We start from the raw sequence: 19,416 nt of genomic DNA on the forward strand, positions 1-19,416 counted from the left end.
AAAAGCCGCAAGGCTAATTTGATCCAAACAAAATCGAGCTGAATCTAAGGCAATCCTTAGAACGGGGGAATTTTAATCCGATGGCCAACTGCCTTTTTAGGGGTGAATCACGTCTAACGTGTAGGGCTTACACCTTCCTGCCCGAATCCGTCAACTAACCTCGTAAGCTAAGAAAGGTGGAGGAATTTTGTTTTCAAACAAGCAAAAGTGGGTGGGCGCAACGGCGTTTGCCGCCGTGCTGATTTCGAGCAGCCTCACAAGTCTGTCGCCTTCCCAAGCCGCGGTACCGTCAGCAGTTTCAGGCATTCAAGCCGCGAACATCATTAGAACCAATACCCATAGTAAGGACAGTTCGCAAACACAAACGTTTCCAGGGATGCTATCTCCACAGGAAAGCTTAACAACCGCACCGCTTAATGTCGCAGCAAACCCTGCACAGGGCAGGGGTCTAGCCGTAACCACTCTTGCACTAAAAAGCGCCATCCCGGTAGAGCTGGAAACCAAACCTACCTCGGCTTCTAAAACAGTTTCAACTTCTCAAACACCTGCATCTGTACAAGCTTCGGTTAGCGAGCCAAAGCAACAAGCAAAACCAGCCTCTTCCGGGAGCACGAAGAAAAGTTCTGCGCCCGCCAAGCCGGTGCAAACGGCCAAAGCTTCAAATCCGGCGCAACTGTCCCGTGGAGGTTCACCACAAGTCAGCAGTATCATCGAACGGGCTCTCAGCCTGCGCGGCGTACCCTATCTCTGGGGCGGGACCACTCCTAAAGGGTTTGATTGCTCCGGATTTGTGCAATATGTCTTTGCCGCTTCAGGCATCAAATTGCCCCGGACCTCTTTCGAACAATATAAGGTAGGAACCCCGGTTGCCCGTGACCAGCTGCAAGTCGGGGATGTGGTGTTCTTCTCTACTTATGCCCGCGGGGCTTCAGATGTCAGGATCTATATCGGGGGAGGCCGCACTATAGGGGCTTCGAGTGACGGTGTGGCAATTCACAGCCTTTCTGAAAGTTACTGGTCTAAACACTATTTAGGCGCCAGAAGAGTCCTGTAGCAAAAGAAAAACTACTGATTTGTTTGATAACTTAAGTTTCCGCAACCTGGACCGGAAACTGAGTTCATTATTTACCTGAAGGAGGTAGTGCAAACATGGCTCCGATTCTCTTTACCGTCGGCGGCTTTTCCCTGCGTTCTTACGGAGTTATTGTTGCCTTGGCGATTGTGTTGGGACTGGGTGTAGCCTATTTCCTGGCGTCTAAAGAAAAAGAATACCGGATGCACCTGGTGGATTTGGTGCTTTATGCCTTAATCGGGGCGATTCTGGGGGCACGGCTGTGGCAGGTTCTGTTTTACGACTGGGCTTATTACAGGGAGAATTTACAGGAAATTGTGATGCTCTGGCATGGCGGTTTAGCCATTCAAGGGGCTCTGACAGGAGCTTTCCTTACGGGGTGGATTTATACCCGCATGCGTAAGCTGGATTTTTGGCGTTTGGCTGACGTGGCTGCGCCTGGCCTGATTTTTGGCCAGGCTGTGGGGCGGATCGCCTGCTTCTTAAACGGGGACGCTTTCGGGTCGCCCACCGGCTCGGCTTTCGGCCTGGTCTATCCACCTGGGACACCGGCCTATGCCGCCTACGGCAGCCAACCGCTGTGGCCGGCTGAGATCTGGGAAGGACAGTGGAACATGGTCGTGTTTGCCCTGATTCTGATGATGTCACGCTGGCGTCCATGGCCGCGCGGAGTTGTATTCCTCACGTATATCGTGCTCTATTCGAGCGGTAGGTTTGCGCTGGAGTTCCTCCGAGGGGACGGACCGCGCTATTTGTTCCAGTGGACTGCTGCTCAGTGGAGCAGTGTTGGAATGATCGCTTTTGCGCTTATCGCCTACATTGTGCTAAAGATGCGACTTCCGAAGGAGAAGGCGCTTGCATGTTGACAGCTTTCCCTTCCTTTGATATTATGAAAAATACATGATAGTGGGGAAGCTGAATGACCTATGAACCCTTGGGATAAGGCTGTGCATCATCTCTTTCCAGGGAGGGCCGACTGACTGGGACCGGCCTGAGAGACGCAGAGCGTGACAGCCTAAGGAGGGTTATTTGGTACGGGTGGTTTCGTTAACAACCAAAGAGTGGGCGGAGTGATTCCGTCAATGAGGGTGGCACCACGGGAAGTTCTCGTCCCTTGCATTTCAGCAAGGGAGAGAACTTTTTGTATTAGTATCCAGGAGTCAGCATTCAGAATTCAGAATGTCCGAGAATAGGTTTTAGGATTTACGAAGTTATTTTTGATTATTTCTATCGCTAAAACGGTTTCTCATTCTGAGTACTGACTCCTGATTCCTGAATTCTGGACTATTTAATGTAACAGGAGGATAAGCACATGTCGATTCAGCGTCCTAAAGGGACTCAGGACATCCTGCCGGGCACTGTGGAGAAGTGGCAATACCTTGAGGACACCATTCGCACAGTTTGCCGCGAATACGGTTATGAAGAAATCCGCACTCCTATGTTCGAAGCGACTGAACTTTTTCAGCGTGGAGTAGGGGAAACGACTGACATTGTAAACAAAGAGATGTACACTTTCTTGGACAAAGGGGAGCGCTCCATTACCTTGCGTCCGGAGCTGACGGCTGCCGTTTGCCGTGCATATGCGGAAAATAAGCTTTACGCTTGGCCTCAGCCGGTAAAGCTTTACTACATCGGACCGATGTTTCGTTACGAAAGGCCGCAGGCCGGGCGCTTCCGCCAGTTCCACCAGTTCGGGATTGAGGTTTTAGGGGCGGACAAGCCTGTCGTTGATGCGGAGGTTATTAGTCTGGTGTGGACTCTGTATCAGCGCTTAGGGCTTACGGGCTTGGAAGTGCACATTAATTCTGTCGGCTGTCCGACGTGCCGGGCTGAGCATAAAGACAAACTGTTAGAGTTTCTGAAGCCGCACAGCCATGAACTCTGCCGCGACTGCCAGGACCGGCTGGAACGCAATCCTATGCGGATCTTGGATTGCAAAAACCCATCCTGCCAGGCGTTTACTGCTGGGGCTCCGACCACCTTGGACATGCTTTGCCCCGAGTGCAAGAGCCACTTCGAAGAACTCCAGGAACTACTGAAGGCAGCCGGAGTTGTATATAAGGTAGACCCCCGCCTGGTGCGCGGCCTTGATTATTACCGCAAGACCGCTTTTGAAGTGTTGGTGGAGGAAATTGGGGCCCAAAGCGCCATTTGCGGTGGCGGCCGCTATGATGGGCTGGTGGCAGAGATCGGCGGGCCGCCCACCCCGGGCATCGGTTTTGCCATGGGCATGGAGCGGGCCTTAGCTGCCATCGAAGTACAAAACAAGATGCCGGAATTCGAAAAAGCCGGATATGCCATGATTGTTGCACTCGGACAGCAAGCCCAGAGACACGGGTTCGCCTGGGTAAGCGCACTAAGGAAAGCCGGGATTCCTGCGAGCATTGACCTGTTAGGTCGCAGCCTTAAGGCCCAGCTCAAAGCGGCTGACCGTGAAGGTGTTAAGTATGCCTTGATTTTAGGGGAAGAAGAACTGAACAAAGGTATGGCGATCCTGAGGGATTTAAGGGTCGGGGAACAGGAAGAAGTCGCCCTAAATCAAGTTGTATCCGTGCTTAAAGATAAATTCGGAGAGGGTGTAAACGCATGACATTGCTGCAGGAAAGAGCAGAGGGTGGATCTTTAAGAAGGGAGCATGTGGGACAAAAAGTGCGTCTCATGGGCTGGGTTCAGCGGCGGCGCGACCACGGCGGCCTTATCTTTGTGGATTTAAGAGATCGTTCAGGCTTGGTTCAGGTGGTGTTTGACCCGGATATCGGAGCGGATTTTGCCAAGGCTGAGGGTTTGCGCAACGAATATGTGGTATCCATTGACGGCAGGGTCAGTGCCCGTCCGGAAGGGACAGAGAACTCCAGCCTGCCCACCGGGGAAATCGAAGTCTATGCCGAGTCCCTCCAGGTTTTGAATTCCTCCAAGACCCCGCCTTTCTACATCCAGGATGATGTCGAGGTGGATGAGATGCTGCGCCTTAAACACCGCTACCTGGATTTGCGCCGGCCGGAGATGCAGGAAGTATTCAAAACCCGGCATCAAGTAACGCAAATTATGCGCAATTTCTTAGATAGGCAGGGATTCTGGGAGATCGAGACTCCCATGCTTACGAAATCCACTCCCGAAGGAGCGAGGGATTACCTGGTTCCGAGCCGGGTGCATCCCGGGGAGTTCTATGCTTTGCCCCAGTCGCCCCAGCTTTTTAAGCAGCTCTTGATGGTTTCCGGGATTGAGAAGTATTTCCAAATCGCCCGCTGCTTCCGGGACGAGGATTTAAGGGCGGATCGGCAGCCGGAGTTTACTCAGCTCGATCTGGAAATGTCTTTTGTTGAGGTTGAGGACATCCTCCCATTGATGGAGGAGCTGATTCAAGAGATCTTTGCCGGAGCGGCGGGCATCAAGGTTCAGACCCCGTTTCCCCGCTTAACCTACCGGGAGGCAATGGAGCGGTTCGGCTCGGATAAGCCGGATACCCGTTTCGGCATGGAATTAATCGATGTCGCGGAAGTAGTCAAAGACTGCAATTTCAAGGTTTTTGCCGACGTCATCGCCAAGGGAGGCAGGGTAAAAGGGATTTGCGCCAAAGGCTGTGCCGACATGCCGCGCCGGGAATTAGACGGCTTGGTGAAGTTTGTCAACCAGTATGGAGCCAAGGGCTTAGCCTATATTGTCCTAGCCGAGGAAGGACTTAAGTCGCCTATAACCAAATTTTTCACGGATGAGGAAATGCAGAGGCTGATCAAACATATGCGGGGAGAAACCGGGGATATCTTGTTTTTCGTCGCGGACAAGGATTCAGTCGTAGCCGATGCGTTGGGCCATTTGCGCCTTGAACTCGGAAAACGCTTGAACTTGATTCCGCAAGGAGTGCGCAAATTCCTGTGGGTAACGGAATTTCCCTTGCTTGAATATGATGAGGCGGAAAAACGCTATGTAGCCATCCATCACCCCTTCACTTCGCCGATGGATGAAGATTTGCCGCTCCTTGATACCGAACCGCTGAAATCGAGGGCCAAGGCTTATGACCTTATCTTAAACGGCGTTGAACTTGGCGGCGGCAGCATCAGGATTCACCGCCGGGAAGTTCAGGAGAAAATGTTCAATCTGCTCGGGATGTCAGAAGAAGAGGCTAACTCGAAATTCGGGTTCTTGCTGGAAGCTTTTGAATACGGGACACCTCCCCACGGCGGGATTGCTTTCGGCCTAGACCGGCTGGTCATGCTGCTTGCTGAGAGAGAAAGTATCCGGGATGTCATCGCGTTTCCTAAAACTCAGAGCGCGACCGACTTACTCACTCAGGCACCCTCAACTGTGGCTCCCAAACAGTTGAAAGAATTGCATATAAAGACGGAAATCATAACGGTTGGCATAAAATAAGAATCCAAAGAACTGTTTGACAGCAGCAAACTTTACCAGTATAATTATTAAGGAGTTACCCCCTAAGGGTATCGGAGGGATATTTATGGATACTTCACCCTATACAGATTCGAAAGATGATCTTATCCGGCGTCTGAAAAAAATTGAGGGCCAGGTTAAAGGGCTGCAGCGCATGGTGGAAAGCGATAAGAACTGTGTGGATATCCTTGTTCAAGTTGCTGCGGTAAGAGCAGCTGTTCACAAAGTGGGCACGATTGTGTTTGAGAACCACTCGCGTCAGTGTTTAACAAACGCTGTGGATGTTCAGAATAAGGAAAACGCGATCGAAGAACTGATTGGGGTACTGAGCAAGTTTGTCAAGTAATAATTATCAATATGCTTTCATAGAAAAGTTTAGTATAACTTAAGGAGGAATTTGCATGGCAGGAGCAAACATTAAAACTTTTACCACAGCAAATTGGAACCAAGACGTTCTCAATTCTGATAAACCGGTGTTGGTTGATTTTTGGGCTGAATGGTGCAGCCCCTGCCGCATGGTAGCTCCGATCGTGGCGGAATTGGCGGACGAATATGTGGGTAAAATTGTTGTTGGCAAGCTCAATGTGGATGAACATGGCCCGGTAGCCAGCCAGTACGGAATCATGAGCATTCCTACTCTCGGCCTTTTCAAAGGCGGCAAGATGGTAGACAAGATCATCGGTTTCCGTCCGAAGGCTGAATTGGCTAAAATGCTTAATGCCCACGCTTAACACATTTGATAAGGGACGTTATGCTAAATACGTAAGATAATGGCGTAATTAATTAGGCTGTGCCGCTTCTGGCATGGCCTTAATCATTTAAGCGCAGGTTTCAGTCTTTCCAAAATATTGCTTGGGGTTACGTGTGAAATAGTAGTACAATTAAAAATGTGATCCCGGAGTGAATTCCGACAATCAAGACCACAAATTGGTACCGCTACGATACGCACGACTTAATGAACATTGATCGTGGGCAACAGAAGAACAAGGGAAAGGGGAAACACGAGATGGAGCAACCTTGGATCAATTTTCGCAGTGACACGGTGACGCTGCCGACTGCTGAAATGCGGGAAGCGATGGCGCAAGCGGAAGTAGGGGATGATGTTTACGGCGAGGACCCGAGCGTCAACCGCCTGGAAGAGTTAGCAGCGGCAAAAGTAGGAAAAGAAGCGGCTCTGTTTGTGACCAGCGGTACCCAGGGCAATTTGGTATCGGTGTTGGCCCATACGCACAAAGGGGACGAAGTGCTGCTCGAAAAAGAGTCTCATATCTACTATTACGAAGTTGGGGGCATGTCCGCTTTGGGCGGGTTAATTCCCAGGCTCTTAGACAGTGAAGGGGGAATTTTCAGCGCCGAAGCAGTGCGCAAGGCCCTGCGCGGGGATAACATTCATTTTCCGAGGACGTCTCTCCTTTGCTTGGAAAATACGCATAACCGGGCCGGCGGAACCTATTGGACACCCGCACAAGTGGCTGAGGTTGCCGCTGCTGCCAAAGAAGCCGGGCTCAGGGTCCATGTGGACGGTGCCCGCATCTTTAACGCTGCAGTCGCCCAAGGGGTAGACGTAATAGAATTGACAGCTCCGGTTGATTCGGTGCAGTTTTGCTTGTCCAAAGGGTTAGGGGCTCCGGTCGGATCGATGGTGGCCGGGAGCAAGGAATTTATTGCCCGGGCGCGCAAATGGCGCAAAATGCTGGGCGGCGGCATGCGCCAGGCGGGGGTTCTGGCAGCCGCAGGGATCATAGCCCTGGAAAAGATGGTGGACCGCTTGGCTGAGGATCACGCTCTGGCCCGCAAGATTGGACAGGAACTCGTTAACATCCCTTTTCTTGGAGTAGACTTAGAGCGCCTGCAAACTAATATCTTGGTCGTTTCCGTTGATCCGGCCTGGGGTACCGCCCAAGAACTCCTAGGTAAACTGCGTGAGCGGGGAATCTTGGCGACTGATTTCGGACCGCAAAAAGTGCGGTTTGTGACGCATGAGGATGTGGGGGAAAAGGACGCCGCCAAACTGATTAAAGCTTTGAAAGAAATCATGTCTTAGGAGAAACTGTCTTTGCAAAACAATATGACTGACCTAGTGAGTATACATAATAAAGAAATCCTCCCACCATCTTGGCAGAGGATTTTCTTACTTTTACCGTACGAGTTGCTCTAAAGCAAAGTTTAGGTTGAGTGGTAATTATTACTCTTAGGTCTTGGCTAAGTAACCTTAATCTTTCGACTTTCTCCGACGGTTCTCGAATTGATCCTTGCCCATCCCGGAAGGGGTGAAAAACACCTGGTCTTTGACAATGGAAGGGAGGTAATCCTGTTCGACCCAATGCCCCGGGTAGGGGTGGGGATAGAGATACCCCTTGCCGTGTCCGAGTGTTTTTGCCCCCGGGTAATGGGAGTCGCGCAGATGGAGGGGGACTTCTCCGTTCGGATGGAGGCGGACATATTCGAGGGCGCTGTCAATCCCTGCAATGACACTGTTGCTTTTAGGTGCGGTTGCAATCGCCAGGACGGCTTGAGCCATGGGGATGCGGGCTTCGGGCAGGCCGAGCCACTCCAGAGCGTTGGCGGCCGCCTGAGCCTGCAGCATTGCCAAGGGGTCGGCCAAGCCGACATCTTCGGAAGCATGGACCAGAATCCGGCGCATGATAAAGCGGGGATCTTCCCCGGACTCCAGAAGGACTGCAAGCCAGTAAAGAGCGGCATCAGGGTCCGAGCCGCGCATGCTTTTAATGAAGGCGGAGATGATGTCATAGTGATAATCCCCGCTCTTGTCATAGCGCAAAGCCCGCTGCTGAATCGACTCCTCGGCGGTCTTGAGATCAATGCGGCGGACGCCTTCCACCGGCGCGGTGGTAAGTACCGCCAGTTCCAGGGCATTGAGGGCGCGGCGCAGATCCCCGTTGGCGTAATTGATCCAGTGCTCCCAGGCTGCGGGCTCGATTTCAACCTTATAATTCCCAAGGCCTCTTTCCCGGTCGTGGAGAGCCAGTTCGAGCCCGCGCCGGATTTCCTCCGCTGACAGCGTTTCTAATCTAAAAAGTGTTGAGCGGCTGAGAAGCGCGGAATTGAGTTCGAAAAACGGGTTTTCCGTAGTCGCGCCGATAAAGGTGATGGTCCCGTTTTCCACCGCAGGGAGCAAGGCGTCTTGCTGCCCTTTGTTAAAGCGGTGAACCTCGTCACAGAAAACCAGGGTGCGTTTGCCATAAAGGTGAAGCTGGTCGGTGGCATCCTGGATGATTTCACGGAGTTCCTTTACTCCCGCGGCTACAGCGTTGATCTTGACAAAACGGGATGATGTCTGTTGGGAAATGACATAGGCCAAGGATGTCTTTCCTGTCCCGGGCGGGCCGTAGAGAATAAGGGAGGTTACGCGGTCCGCTTCCACAGCTCTCCTTAGTAATTTGCCCGGGCCCAGAATATGGCTTTGCCCGATATACTCGTCCAGAGTGCGCGGGCGCATGCGCTCCGCCAGCGGAGCCACCTGGTTTTGGTCAAAACTAGCTGAGAATAGGTCCATGGCAGTAACATCCTTTCAGTAATATTTGGAGTATGCTTATTAGAAGTATTCAGGAGTCAGACTCCCATGCCGCTATGCGGCACCACTGATGAATGAAAATAGCCAAGGTGCATTACCCGCTCACCACGCGCCGGAGCTGTTCGCTTGTTGATTCAGCTACAGCGCCAAACCTTAGGGTAATACCTGAAGTGAACCGTGACGCTGCTTAACGCTGAATCAACTGCGCTCTCGACGCTCCTCTGCTCTACGGTTCGCTAAGTAATTGCCCCTCGTCTATTTTCAGGGCAGGAGTCAGTAGTTAGAATTTGAAAACGATAAGTATTCTCATGAGTTTCACCTTCAGCGCTGTTATTCTCGGGCAGTCATCTTCATCGGAAGTGTCTTTATCGGATGCCCCCGTCACTGAAAACTACCGAGGAAGGATGCATTTCCTCTCCTGAATTCTGACTCCTGAATTCTGACTTCTTACATAAAAAACATTCCTCAGAACATATTATACTATATTGCTAAGAATTGCCTTGACAAATCCCGACTACTTTAATAAGATATAAACAAAAAAGAAATAGTCCTTTTATAAAAAGAAAAAATATAAACGAAAAGGGGTGAGGGTGTGAAGCTCTCGACCAAAGGACGTTACGGTCTGAAAGCTATGTTTGACCTGGCCCAGCATTTTGGGGAAGGGCCTATCTCCCTTAAAAGCATTGCTGAGCGTCAGGATATTTCCGAACACTACTTGGAACAACTGATTTCCGGGTTGCGCAAAGCGGGTTTGGTTAAGAGTGTGCGCGGTGCCCAAGGAGGGTATGTATTGGGCAGGGAACCCGGTAAGATGACCATTGGGGATGTGATTCGCGTCTTGGAAGGGCCGATTGCGCCGGTGGACTGTGTGGCGGAGGAAGATCCGGAATGTTGCTCCAAGGCGGATTACTGTGTCACCAGAACCGTATGGGAGAAAGTCCGGGATTCCATTGCCGAAGTGCTTGATTCCATAACTTTGGAAGATATGGTCAAGGACTCGAAACAAAAAGAAGCAGACCGCAGGCTCTATATGTACTATATCTAATCATTGAGCCTGAGGCAATGAGGGGTATTACAACCTACATTATACAATCAATCACTATTCTATTAAAACTTTAGAACCTAGGAGGGGTGAAGATGCGGCGAGTCTATCTTGACCATAGCGCGACCACGCCGGTTGACCCGGAAGTGGCATCTTTGATGATGACTTATTATACCGAGAAATACGGTAATCCTTCCAGTATCCATAGTTTTGGACAAGAGGTCCGGAATGCGGTAGAGCAAGCCCGGCACCAGGTGGCGGCGCTCATCGGAGCGAAGCCTGACGAGATTACCTTTACCAGCGGCGGCACCGAGGCGGACAATATGGCGATTTTGGGAGTTGCAGACGCTTACCGCAAGAAAGGCAGGCACATCATTACCAGTGCAGTGGAGCATCATGCCGTACTCGATACATGTGAATACCTGGCTAAGAACGGCTTTGAGCTGACCATTCTGCCGGTAAATGAGGAAGGTATTGTCTCGGTTGAGGATCTGGCCCAAGCGATCCGCCCGGATACCATTCTTATCAGCATCATGCACGCCAATAATGAAGTGGGTGCCATCCAGCCAATTGCGGATATCGGGAAACTGGCGCAGGAGCACAAGGTGCTATTCCACGTCGATGCGGTTCAGTCCTTAGGGAAGATTCCGGTTAATGTCAAGGAAATGAATGTTGATTTAATGACGGTCTCCAGCCACAAGATTTACGGACCGAAGGGTGTCGGCGCCCTCTATATCCGCAAGGGGATACGGCTTGTTCCCCTCTTTCATGGAGGGGGGCAGGAGAAAAAGCGCCGTTCCGGAACGGAAAATGCACCCGGAATCATCGGTTTCGGCAAGGCTTGTGAATTAGCCGGCCGGCGGATGGCGGCCGAGGCCGCGGAGCTAAAAATTCTGCGAGATAAGCTGTTGCAGGGAATTCTGGATAAGATTGACTATGTGAAGGTAAACGGGCCCTTGGGGGATTCCCGCCTGCCCAATAATGTCAATGTCAGTATTCGATTCGTAGAAGGGGAATCTTTGCTTCTAAGTCTGGACATGCTTGGGATTGCCGCTTCCAGCGGTTCAGCCTGTACTTCCGGCTCCCTTGATCCCTCCCATGTGCTGCTGGCGATGAGGATGCCGCATGAAATTGCCCATGGTTCCCTGCGTTTCTCTTTAGGGCGTCAGAATACCGAGGAAGATATAGACTATGTCTTGGAACAGCTCCCGAAAATTGTGGAGCGCCTGCGCATGATGTCTCCGCTGTATGACCAGATGAAACAAGCACAATAGAGGGGTGAACAGAGATGTACTCTGCCAAAGTAATGGATCACTTCATGAATCCGCGCAATGTGGGAGAGATTCCGGATGCGGACGGTATCGGGGAAGTAGGCAACGCCAAATGCGGCGATATCATGCGTATTTACTTGGATATCGAGGGCAACACTATTAAGGATGTTAAATTTAAGACCTTTGGCTGCGGGGCCGCGGTCGCGACCAGCAGCATGGTTACGGAAATGGTGAAAGGAAAAACGATCGATGAAGCCTTGACCATTACCAATGCCGCAGTGGCTGAAGCCTTGGACGGCCTTCCGGCCAATAAGATGCACTGCTCCAATTTAGCAGCAGATGCCCTCCATGAAGCCATCAAGAATTATAAGGAAAAAGAAAAAGCAAAGGGATAGATTTGTATGACCCTGTCGGACAAACCTAAAGTAGTGGTAGGAATGAGCGGCGGTGTGGACAGTTCCATGGCCGCCGCTTTGCTTCAAGAAGAAGGCTATGATGTGATCGGGGTGACGATGCAGATATGGAAAGCGGCCGGACCCGAAGTTGAGGGCGGCTGCTGTTCCATCTCGGCGATTGATGACGCCCGGCGAGTCGCCTTTCAGCTCGGCATCCCTCATTACGTCTTAAACTTTCGCTCCTATTTTGAAGAAACTGTGGTCAATTATTTCACGGAATCTTACTTAATGGGATACACCCCAAATCCCTGCCTGGCCTGCAACCGTTATGTCAAGTTTGGGGAACTCTTGCGCAAGGCGCGGGGGCTGGGAGCGGAGTACATAGCCACCGGGCATTATGCTCAGGTCTTGCGTGATCCGGATTCCGGCCGTTTTCTTTTAAGCAAGGGCGCGGATGAGGCTAAAGACCAGACCTATGCGCTCTATATGCTGACTCAGGAACAATTAGCCCACACCCTCTTTCCGCTGGGAGAGTACACCAAAGATCATATACGTCAAATGGCCAGGGAACGGGGGCTTGTTGGTGTGGCGGACAAGCCGGACAGCCAGGAGATTTGCTTTGTTCCGGATAATGATTATGCGTCCTTTGTCCAGGAACGGGTGGGCCAAAAGACAATCCCCGGAAATTTTGTGGACCAAGAGGGGAAAGTCTTAGGACAGCACCGCGGGCTGATACACTATACGATTGGGCAGCGCAAAGGGCTGGGAGTGACTTTTGGCAAGCCTATGTTTGTAATCGGCCTTAATCCGGAACGCAATGAAGTGGTGTTGGGGGAAGACTTGGAAGTGTATACCAAGACGCTCTGGGTGACGGATTTGAATTGGATTTCGATTCCCGAACTGACTGAACCGCTTCAAGTCGAAGGAAAAATCCGCTATAAAGCGCAGCCGGCACCGGCGGTAGTCTATCCTCCGGAGGAAGACAGCCTGGTAAAAGTGGTATTTGACTCACCCCAGCGCGCAGTCACCCCCGGACAGGCCATCGTCTTTTACCAAGGGGATAAAGTGGTAGGCGGTGGAAAAATAGTCTCTGATCCCCGGGGAGTCTTAAAGAAGTAGAAAAAAGGCAAGGTGCATTACCCGCATCCTTCGCCGCGAAGAGATTCTCTGGTGTTGTGCGGCTTCGGCGATTATCTCCACCGGAGATAATCGTACCACGCGCCGAGCTGTTCGCTTGTTGATTCAGCTACAGCGCCAAACCTTTGGGTAATACCTGATGTGCGCCGCTCTTGTGCCGTCCTGGCACCCGCGGCATCAGTCCATCCGTGGACTAGTTCCGTGGCGCTGCTTAACGCTGAATCAACTGCGCTCTCGACGCTCTTCTGCTCGGACGGTTCGCTAAGTAATTGCCCCTTGCCTTTTTTCATTCATAAGCGGTGCCGCATAGCGGTATGGGAGTCTGAATTCTGCTAAAAAGCCCGGCTTTTTTCCATATATATGCATGAATATTTCTAAGTTTGGGCATGATTTAAGTTAAGAAAGAATGAATACAAGGAGGAAAGCATGCGGCGTACGCGGGATATCGTGGGGCTTCCGGTGCTTGACCTAAAGACCGGAGACCAGATTGGATGGGTGCAGGATCTGACCTTCAATGAGGAAACAGATGAAGTGACAGGTTTTCTGCTGGAAGGTGCGCACTTTTTCCAGAATAATAAGGGAATACCACGCTCAGCCGTTGCAGCCGTAGGCAAAGACGCTCTTACCGTGAGTGATAACACGGTCGGTGAACTCAGCGGGACGAAGTGGTCTGAGAAGGTAGGCAACCAGGTTTACACCCAAGGCGGGGACTCAAGGGGAACGATTGAGGATGTTTTCCTCGATGATTCAGCACAACATATTGTAGGCTTTGAAGTCTCGGATGGGCTCTTTGCAGATCTCATCCATGGCCGGGGAGCTATACTGCAGCAACAGGTTATGGTGGACGGGAAAGATATCTTAATCGTTGATGACCAGGTAGCCCCCTGGGAACAAGAAAACAAAGGGGGTTCGCTGTCATGAACTGTCCAGTATGCGGAGGCCGTGCCATTGGCAAGGTCGGTGTGGAACAGTATTATTGCTGGGATTGTTATGTGGAATTCACGACCCAGGAAGACCGGGTTGTTATTTACGACCTGGCGGAAGACGGTTCTCTGGTTGCATGGGATGAACCGCTGATGGATCAGGGGATACCCCAGACAGCGGTAGAATGAGGAAATGCTTTTAGACATTCTTGGAGAGTACGAAATGCGAGGTTAAATGAGCGCGCTTGGCGCGCTTTTTTCTTCGAAATGGAGTGGATGCAGTGAGGAAAGAAAGCTGGCGCTGGGTTTTCGTGATTACCCTGCTTGTGCTCGGAGCCCTGCTCTTTTTCAGAGTGCATGAAATCCTGGGCCCATTCATCGCCGCCTTTGTCTTGGCCTATCTTTTATCCCCATTGGTTAATTGGCTGGAACGGCATCATTTGAGCAGGCGCCTGGCCATTGCAGTAGTGTTTGTGGGGATTCTCGCGGTCTTAGCTCTCGTTATTTTCTTGCTTCTTCCTCTCCTATATAATGAGTTGGCAAAACTGTCCGTAGTGCTCCCCCAGTTTATGCAATCCGTGGACAAACAGTTTCAGGAAATGCGCAGCGCGTTTCGCAGCACCGGCTTGCCCAACCGTGTGGTTGCGGTTTTTGACCAGCATCTGGGGCAAGGGGAAGACTACCTGGTCCAGAAGCTGCAATATGTATTAAGCCATTTGCCTGAGCTGCTGGCATCTCTTAGTTTGTTTATCCTGTCCCCGGTCTTGGCCATCTACTTCCTGGCGGATTGGCACCGGCTGGAATCCAGCTTTGCCCGGATGGCAGATCAGCGCTGGCGCCTGGAATGGCAGCGGGTGTGGCGTGACATCAGCCATGTGATCAGGCGATTTGTGCGCGGTAATTTGGTGGTGGCGCTGATCGTCGGAATTTTGACCGGGATTGGAGTTAAGCTCCTGGGGATGGAATATGCGCTCCTCATCGGGGTAATTTGCGGGGTGTCTGATCTTATTCCGTACTTCGGGCCGATTATCGGCGCTGTGCCGGCCGTGGCTTTGGGCTTAATTAAATCCCCGTGGATGGCCTTAAAGGTCTTGCTGGTTATATTAATCGTTCAGCAGTTGGAGTCGAATGTGATTTCCCCCAAAATCATGGGGGACAGTGTTGGGCTTCATCCCTTGTGGATTGTGTTTGCCCTGCTCGCTGGCGGAGAAATGGCTGGGGTTTTGGGAATGCTGATTGCCGTGCCCGTTGCCGCCGTGCTCAGGGTGGTTATCCGGCATTTTTACCTGCGCCTGGTGGCGCCGGAGATATGAACCTAACCTCAAACGATATTTGTGGCTGCATACAAAAAAACAGCCCGTTTTTTGTAGAAATGTACAAAAAACGGGCTGCTGTCTTTGAACTAAAGCTTGACGCGCCGCGGCGGGAGGAAATATACCGAGGGACGGGTCAGGCGCAAGCTTGGCAGCGGCGCGGTCAGGCGCGTCAGGTTATCTAAGGCCAAAGTGTGAATTTCCCGGAGCTGGAGAGCCCCTGTCAAGCAAGCCGTAAGGCAGTACGGGGTGCTGCCCTGTTCAATTCTGTCGTAACAAAGCTGGCACTTACAGGCTTTTCCGGTTGTGGGATGGATTTTGGGTGCCCCAAAAGGGCAGGAGACCACACATGATTTACATCCCGTGCATTTCTCCGGCGAGTGGGTGACAATCCCGTTTCGGCGCTTGGAATACGCCCCTCGGGGGCAGACACGCAGACATTCAGGGTTGGCACAATGGTTGCAAGCGGTGGAAAGGTAAAAGCGCCGGATACCTTCCGGGGTAACATCCTCGACCTTACGGATTGTCCGCCAAACCAGGGAAGGGGGCAGGTGATGATTAAGCTCACAGGCTTTGGCACAGGCACCACAACCCAAGCAGCGGTTGGCATCAAGCACAAAACCAAGTTGTTTCAACATGTTAGCGCCCCCTTCGCGGCAGGGTCATGGATGGCCTGCGGGCCGGTCGCATGGCGGTTCAAGGGTTCGGGGACAACCGCTGAACCGATCCGGTCAGACGTCTGAGACAGACAAAAGTCTCGTTAAGGGCCAGCCCGGGTGCCCCAGTGGCAATCGTTCCCATATCCGTGGTGTGTGAGCGGAGCAAAACATTGAGGCAGGAGTCTTTTAATTCGGCGGGGTGTTGGTAAACGATGACGACATCTCGTGGAATACTCAGATCAAAGGCCAATCTCACCCGCACTGCTCCCAGGTCGTTTGCGATCTCGGCTGGCGCTCCTTCGTTGAGCCCATAGCTTTCAGCCAGCTCCGGGTTGACATACAGGGTATAGCCGTTGGGGATAGTATCCGGTGGATAGGACTGGGAGTTGAGCGCAGATGAATGATGGGGTGTGAGCAGGCGCAAAGGAGCCTCGGGGGGAGGGGAAAGAGGGGGAGAATAAGAAGGCAGAGCAGGGAACCCCGCCTGGACAGCCTTCTCCGAGCGGAATTCGAAACGACCGGACGGCGTCGCAAACTGTCTCTGGGCCCAGGACGCCGGGGGTAAATTGGCTTTGAGCGGTTGAAGCAAAATTTCTTTTGGACTTTGCAGTCTCAGCAACCGGAGCAGCTCCGGGCTCAGTTCACGTAAAAGAGTTTCCTTTTCGGAACCCGAGGTGGGAAAAGTGCAACTGCCTGGTTCCAATTCGTTTAACTTTGCTGATACGCGCCAAGCGATTTCCAGGTCGGATTTGCTTTCCCCGACCGGTGCGATCGCCGGCTCATTGACACCCACCCAATAGTGCCAGTAACTGGCGTGCAGATCCCAGTGTTCATAATGCGTTGTCACGGGCAAGAAAATGTCGGCGGCTGCGGCGGACCGGGTCAGGAACAGGTCACTCACAACGATGAATTCAAGTTGGTTCATCAGTTTTTGCCACAAGTGAAGATCGGCATCCTGGGACAGCGGGTTTCTCCCCGCCAGCCACAGCATTCGGACCGGCGGTTCGGTGCAGGCAAGGGCAGCGGCAGCGAATTTGTTGATATTGAGCGCCCGGTCGCTTGGATTTTTACCCACGACTGGGTTAGCTTTAGCCTGGGATGGCTCGGTATGCCCCAAACCGGAGAACTTCCACGTTTCGAAATGCCCGTATTGCACACCGCCGCCTTTTTCCCCAATGTGACCGGCCAAGGCTCCCAGGGCATCGATGGCCCGCAGGGTTTGCCCGCCGTTCGTATAACGTTGCAGACCAAAACCGGCCCAGATACAGGCAGGATGAGTTTGCCCGTATTCCCTGGCCAGGTCACGGATGGTATCAGCTTCCACTCCGGTAATCGTTGCCGCGCGCTCGACACGGATCTCGGAATCAAGATAGGCCAGGAAATCGTGATACCCTAAAGTATAATTTGGCAAATCCGGATCAAGCAGGTTTTCCTCGGCCAGCACTTTGCCCATGGCTAGGGCCAGGAGTCCGTCCGTGCCGGGGCGGACTTGGATAAACCGGTGGGAACGGGCAGCGGTCGCGCTGAGGTGGGTATCAAAACATACCACGGTGGTGCCGCGTTCCATGGCATCGAAGATGATCGGCATCTGATGAATGGCAGTCCAAGCCGGGTTAACTCCCCAAAGCCAGATGAGTTTGGCATGGGCCATATCGAGCGGACTGGAGCAGCGGAAACGGCCAAAATCTATGGTCTGGGCGTCTACACCCGCAGACCAGCAGGGAGAGCCGATCGCTCTGGTCGTGGGGCCGATTCCGCTAAACAGCGCCTCCATGGCGTTATGCAAAGCGCCAAAATTACCGGAGTATTTATTGAGGGCAAGCGGCAGCGTGCTGCCGTGCGTACGTTTAAGACGGAGAATTGTGCGCGCAATCTGCTCCAAAGCTTCGTCCCAGGAGATCCGCTCCCAGTCCCCGCTGAAACGGTGCCGTTGGCGCATGGGATAGCGTATACGGGAGGGACTGTAGACTTTCTGAATGTCGCTCATGGCTTTGGGGCATAGTTTTCCTTTGGTATAGTCATGCGCAGGATTCCCTTCGACGGAGAGAAGGACGCCGTTATAGGTGGTACTAATCAGGCTGCAGGTGTCATAACAGTTGCGCGGACAGATGTGCTGATGTTTTGCCAACACCTGGATTCACCCTTTTCCTGGCGCAATCACGCGAAGTCTCAAGCCTTAAGTGTTAAAAAACTACGCAGCAATCAGGCTAATGTGATCTATTTAACTATTCGGCACCCATTGAAAAATCCCTTTTGTTTTCCGCTTTCCCCAAGAAACGGATTACTTCAAAGCCGAAATATGAATGCCAACAGCACTGAGATAGAACAGAGCCCGGCCCAGGAATTCCCCGATGCCGCTGACAACAAGCAAAGTCAGGAGCAGGTTGGGATTGAAAGAACGTTTGCGCTTGAATAACGGGAGGAGGAGAATCAGGGGCGCTCCCCAGTTCGTGATCACGCGCAGCCAAAACAATGGGCTCGTGGTGAGGATTTGGGCGGTGGCCAGGCCTTCCGGGCTCATGCCCGTGAGCTGCGAAAAGTAGAGGATATAGGAAAACAGGCTGGACAGAACGCAGCCGAGGCTCCAGTACATGAGACCGGCCATTTGAGCAGGGGAGAGGGATTTCCAGCCAAGGAACAGCAGGCTTAACGCTCCCAGCAATCCCGTGGTCAACAAGAAGAACAGAGGGGTCTGGGCGCTGTTCCAGGCCGGAACCCGGGGTAACACATAGATCATCGCGCTGCTGACAATTCCGAACAGACCGAGCAGGCCGGCAATCCCTGCGGCCACACGGCGCTGTCCATTGGGCCGGCTGATTTGAAGGAAGAGGTAGACCCAGGCCAGGGCGGCCAAGACAAAGAATAGGATTTCCCGGCTGAGCCACGAAGAACCGAGATGCGTTAAAGCGCGGTAGGCGGCTTCCGGATGACCGAGGTGAAATAATGAGGCGACCAGAGCCAAACCAAGCAGGGCACCGGAAGTAAGTGTGGCTTTGCGATAAAGACCCGCATCGAGAGGTGTACGGTCAAGCCACCACAAGGCCAGGAGAATCCCGATTGATGTTTCCCCCAGGACAGTGAACAATACCAAAGGCCATTCCACAGTTCCCATGCTAATCCCTCCTAATTTGTTTGCCTTGTTTGGGCCCGATGAACCGGATTGACGGGTTGGTAAGCGCGGGAGTGGGCAGCCCGGGCAAGGTCTTTAATACGCCCAGTTTTTGATCAAGCTCGGCCGTGATCTCCACCAGTTCTAATGCTCCCGGAATGCAGGCCGCCACACAGGCCGGTTTTTCCCCTTGGTCCAGGCGTTGATAGCACAAATTGCATTTTTCCACTTTACCTTTGGCGTGATTGAACTGGGGCCGGTCATAAGGACAGGCCATCGTGCACAGACGGCAGCCGATACACCGGTCACGGTTGTGGACAACGATGCCGTCATCTCTTTTGGTGTAAGCTCCGACAGGGCAGACCTTGAGACACTGCGGATTGGCACAGTGGTTGCAGGCTATGGAAAAAAACATCCGGGTTGGCAGGGAGTACCTCTCTTCGTGGAGTTGAAAGACCTGGCGCCAACGCGGAGCGGCATCGGTCTGGTATTCATTTTTGCAGGCCATCTCACACCCCCGGCAACCGACGCATTTTTCCGAACTGTGCAGAAAGCCAAGTTGTTTACTCATGTT

Annotated in this window: 19 protein-coding genes and 1 riboswitch; of the genes, 14 read left to right on the top strand and 5 right to left on the bottom strand. The window is 52.4% G+C overall.

What is annotated here, in order from left to right; translation table 11 throughout:
* Positions 1-26: 26 nt before the first annotated feature.
* A riboswitch (cyclic di-AMP (ydaO/yuaA leader) is annotated at positions 27-184 on the top strand.
* Positions 185-187: 3 nt separating this feature from the next.
* The 7 genes from J0X21_RS13200 (at position 188) to ltaE (ending at position 7,502) form a co-directional block, all read left to right on the top strand.
* Complete coding sequence (locus J0X21_RS13200; RefSeq protein ID WP_236006254.1) at positions 188-1,054, top strand: C40 family peptidase; 867 nt, start codon at positions 188-190, stop codon at positions 1,052-1,054.
* A gap of 95 nt (positions 1,055-1,149) precedes the next feature.
* Positions 1,150-1,938, top strand: a complete 789-nt coding sequence (gene lgt / locus J0X21_RS13205; RefSeq protein WP_206812663.1) for a prolipoprotein diacylglyceryl transferase — start codon at positions 1,150-1,152, stop codon at positions 1,936-1,938.
* Between the two features lie 446 nt (positions 1,939-2,384).
* The gene (hisS, locus tag J0X21_RS13210) at positions 2,385-3,662 is read left to right on the top strand and encodes a histidine--tRNA ligase (protein ID WP_206812664.1); all 1,278 of its coding nucleotides are present in this window, start codon (positions 2,385-2,387) and stop codon (positions 3,660-3,662) included.
* Positions 3,659-5,440: an aspartate--tRNA ligase gene (gene aspS / locus J0X21_RS13215; protein WP_206812665.1), complete on the top strand. Its 1,782-nt coding sequence runs from the start codon at positions 3,659-3,661 to the stop codon at positions 5,438-5,440. The genes hisS and aspS overlap by 4 nt, the downstream gene beginning before the upstream one ends.
* A gap of 85 nt (positions 5,441-5,525) precedes the next feature.
* Positions 5,526-5,804 carry a metal-sensitive transcriptional regulator gene (locus J0X21_RS13220; RefSeq protein ID WP_206812666.1) on the top strand — a complete coding sequence of 93 codons (279 nt, stop codon included), beginning with the start codon at positions 5,526-5,528 and terminating at the stop codon, positions 5,802-5,804.
* A 55-nt stretch (positions 5,805-5,859) separates the two neighbouring features.
* The gene (trxA, locus tag J0X21_RS13225; protein ID WP_206812667.1) at positions 5,860-6,189 is read left to right on the top strand and encodes a thioredoxin; all 330 of its coding nucleotides are present in this window, start codon (positions 5,860-5,862) and stop codon (positions 6,187-6,189) included.
* Between the two features lie 275 nt (positions 6,190-6,464).
* Positions 6,465-7,502 (top strand): low-specificity L-threonine aldolase, encoded by a 1,038-nt coding sequence (ltaE, locus tag J0X21_RS13230; protein ID WP_206812668.1) that lies wholly within the window; start codon positions 6,465-6,467, stop codon positions 7,500-7,502.
* A 168-nt stretch (positions 7,503-7,670) separates the two neighbouring features.
* Here the strand turns inward: ltaE and J0X21_RS13235 are convergent, their stop codons facing one another.
* Positions 7,671-8,975, bottom strand: a complete 1,305-nt coding sequence (locus J0X21_RS13235; protein ID WP_206812669.1) for a replication-associated recombination protein A — start codon at positions 8,973-8,975, stop codon at positions 7,671-7,673.
* A 610-nt stretch (positions 8,976-9,585) separates the two neighbouring features.
* Here J0X21_RS13235 and J0X21_RS13240 point away from each other — a divergent pair.
* The 7 genes from J0X21_RS13240 to J0X21_RS13270 all read left to right on the top strand — a co-directional run bounded on the left by J0X21_RS13240 (position 9,586) and on the right by J0X21_RS13270 (position 15,074).
* Positions 9,586-10,038, top strand: a complete 453-nt coding sequence (locus J0X21_RS13240; protein ID WP_206812670.1) for an RrF2 family transcriptional regulator — start codon at positions 9,586-9,588, stop codon at positions 10,036-10,038.
* 92 nt (positions 10,039-10,130) lie between these two features.
* Positions 10,131-11,309 (top strand): cysteine desulfurase NifS, encoded by a 1,179-nt coding sequence (gene nifS / locus J0X21_RS13245; RefSeq protein WP_206812671.1) that lies wholly within the window; start codon positions 10,131-10,133, stop codon positions 11,307-11,309.
* Positions 11,310-11,323: 14 nt separating this feature from the next.
* Positions 11,324-11,701, top strand: coding sequence for a Fe-S cluster assembly scaffold protein NifU (nifU, locus tag J0X21_RS13250; RefSeq protein WP_206812672.1), 378 nt, complete (start codon positions 11,324-11,326; stop codon positions 11,699-11,701).
* A gap of 6 nt (positions 11,702-11,707) precedes the next feature.
* On the top strand, positions 11,708-12,820 hold the full coding sequence (mnmA, locus tag J0X21_RS13255; protein ID WP_206812673.1) for a tRNA 2-thiouridine(34) synthase MnmA: 1,113 nt from the start codon (positions 11,708-11,710) through the stop codon (positions 12,818-12,820).
* A gap of 444 nt (positions 12,821-13,264) precedes the next feature.
* The gene (locus J0X21_RS13260; RefSeq protein ID WP_206812674.1) at positions 13,265-13,759 is read left to right on the top strand and encodes a PRC-barrel domain-containing protein; all 495 of its coding nucleotides are present in this window, start codon (positions 13,265-13,267) and stop codon (positions 13,757-13,759) included.
* A complete protein-coding gene (locus J0X21_RS13265) occupies positions 13,756-13,950 on the top strand; it encodes a hypothetical protein (RefSeq protein WP_206812675.1) in 195 nt (64 codons plus the stop codon). The genes J0X21_RS13260 and J0X21_RS13265 overlap by 4 nt, the downstream gene beginning before the upstream one ends.
* Before the next feature lie 92 nt (positions 13,951-14,042).
* Positions 14,043-15,074: an AI-2E family transporter gene (locus J0X21_RS13270; RefSeq protein WP_206812676.1), complete on the top strand. Its 1,032-nt coding sequence runs from the start codon at positions 14,043-14,045 to the stop codon at positions 15,072-15,074.
* Positions 15,075-15,163: 89 nt separating this feature from the next.
* On the opposite strand, the gene J0X21_RS13275 is transcribed toward J0X21_RS13270, so the two are convergent.
* From J0X21_RS13275 to J0X21_RS13290, 4 genes are all read right to left on the bottom strand, one after another.
* Positions 15,164-15,712: a 4Fe-4S dicluster domain-containing protein gene (locus J0X21_RS13275; protein ID WP_206812677.1), complete on the bottom strand. Its 549-nt coding sequence runs from the start codon at positions 15,710-15,712 to the stop codon at positions 15,164-15,166.
* Between the two features lie 58 nt (positions 15,713-15,770).
* Positions 15,771-17,864 (bottom strand): molybdopterin-dependent oxidoreductase, encoded by a 2,094-nt coding sequence (locus J0X21_RS13280; RefSeq protein ID WP_206812678.1) that lies wholly within the window; start codon positions 17,862-17,864, stop codon positions 15,771-15,773.
* Between the two features lie 150 nt (positions 17,865-18,014).
* A complete protein-coding gene (locus J0X21_RS13285) occupies positions 18,015-18,845 on the bottom strand; it encodes a dimethyl sulfoxide reductase anchor subunit family protein (RefSeq protein WP_206812679.1) in 831 nt (276 codons plus the stop codon).
* Between the two features lies 1 nt (position 18,846).
* Positions 18,847-19,413, bottom strand: coding sequence for a 4Fe-4S dicluster domain-containing protein (locus J0X21_RS13290; protein ID WP_206812680.1), 567 nt, complete (start codon positions 19,411-19,413; stop codon positions 18,847-18,849).
* Positions 19,414-19,416: the final 3 nt, after the last annotated feature.

The sequence above is a fragment of the Paradesulfitobacterium ferrireducens genome, from assembly GCF_017310645.1.
Taxonomy (GTDB): domain Bacteria; phylum Bacillota; class Desulfitobacteriia; order Desulfitobacteriales; family Desulfitobacteriaceae; genus Paradesulfitobacterium; species Paradesulfitobacterium ferrireducens.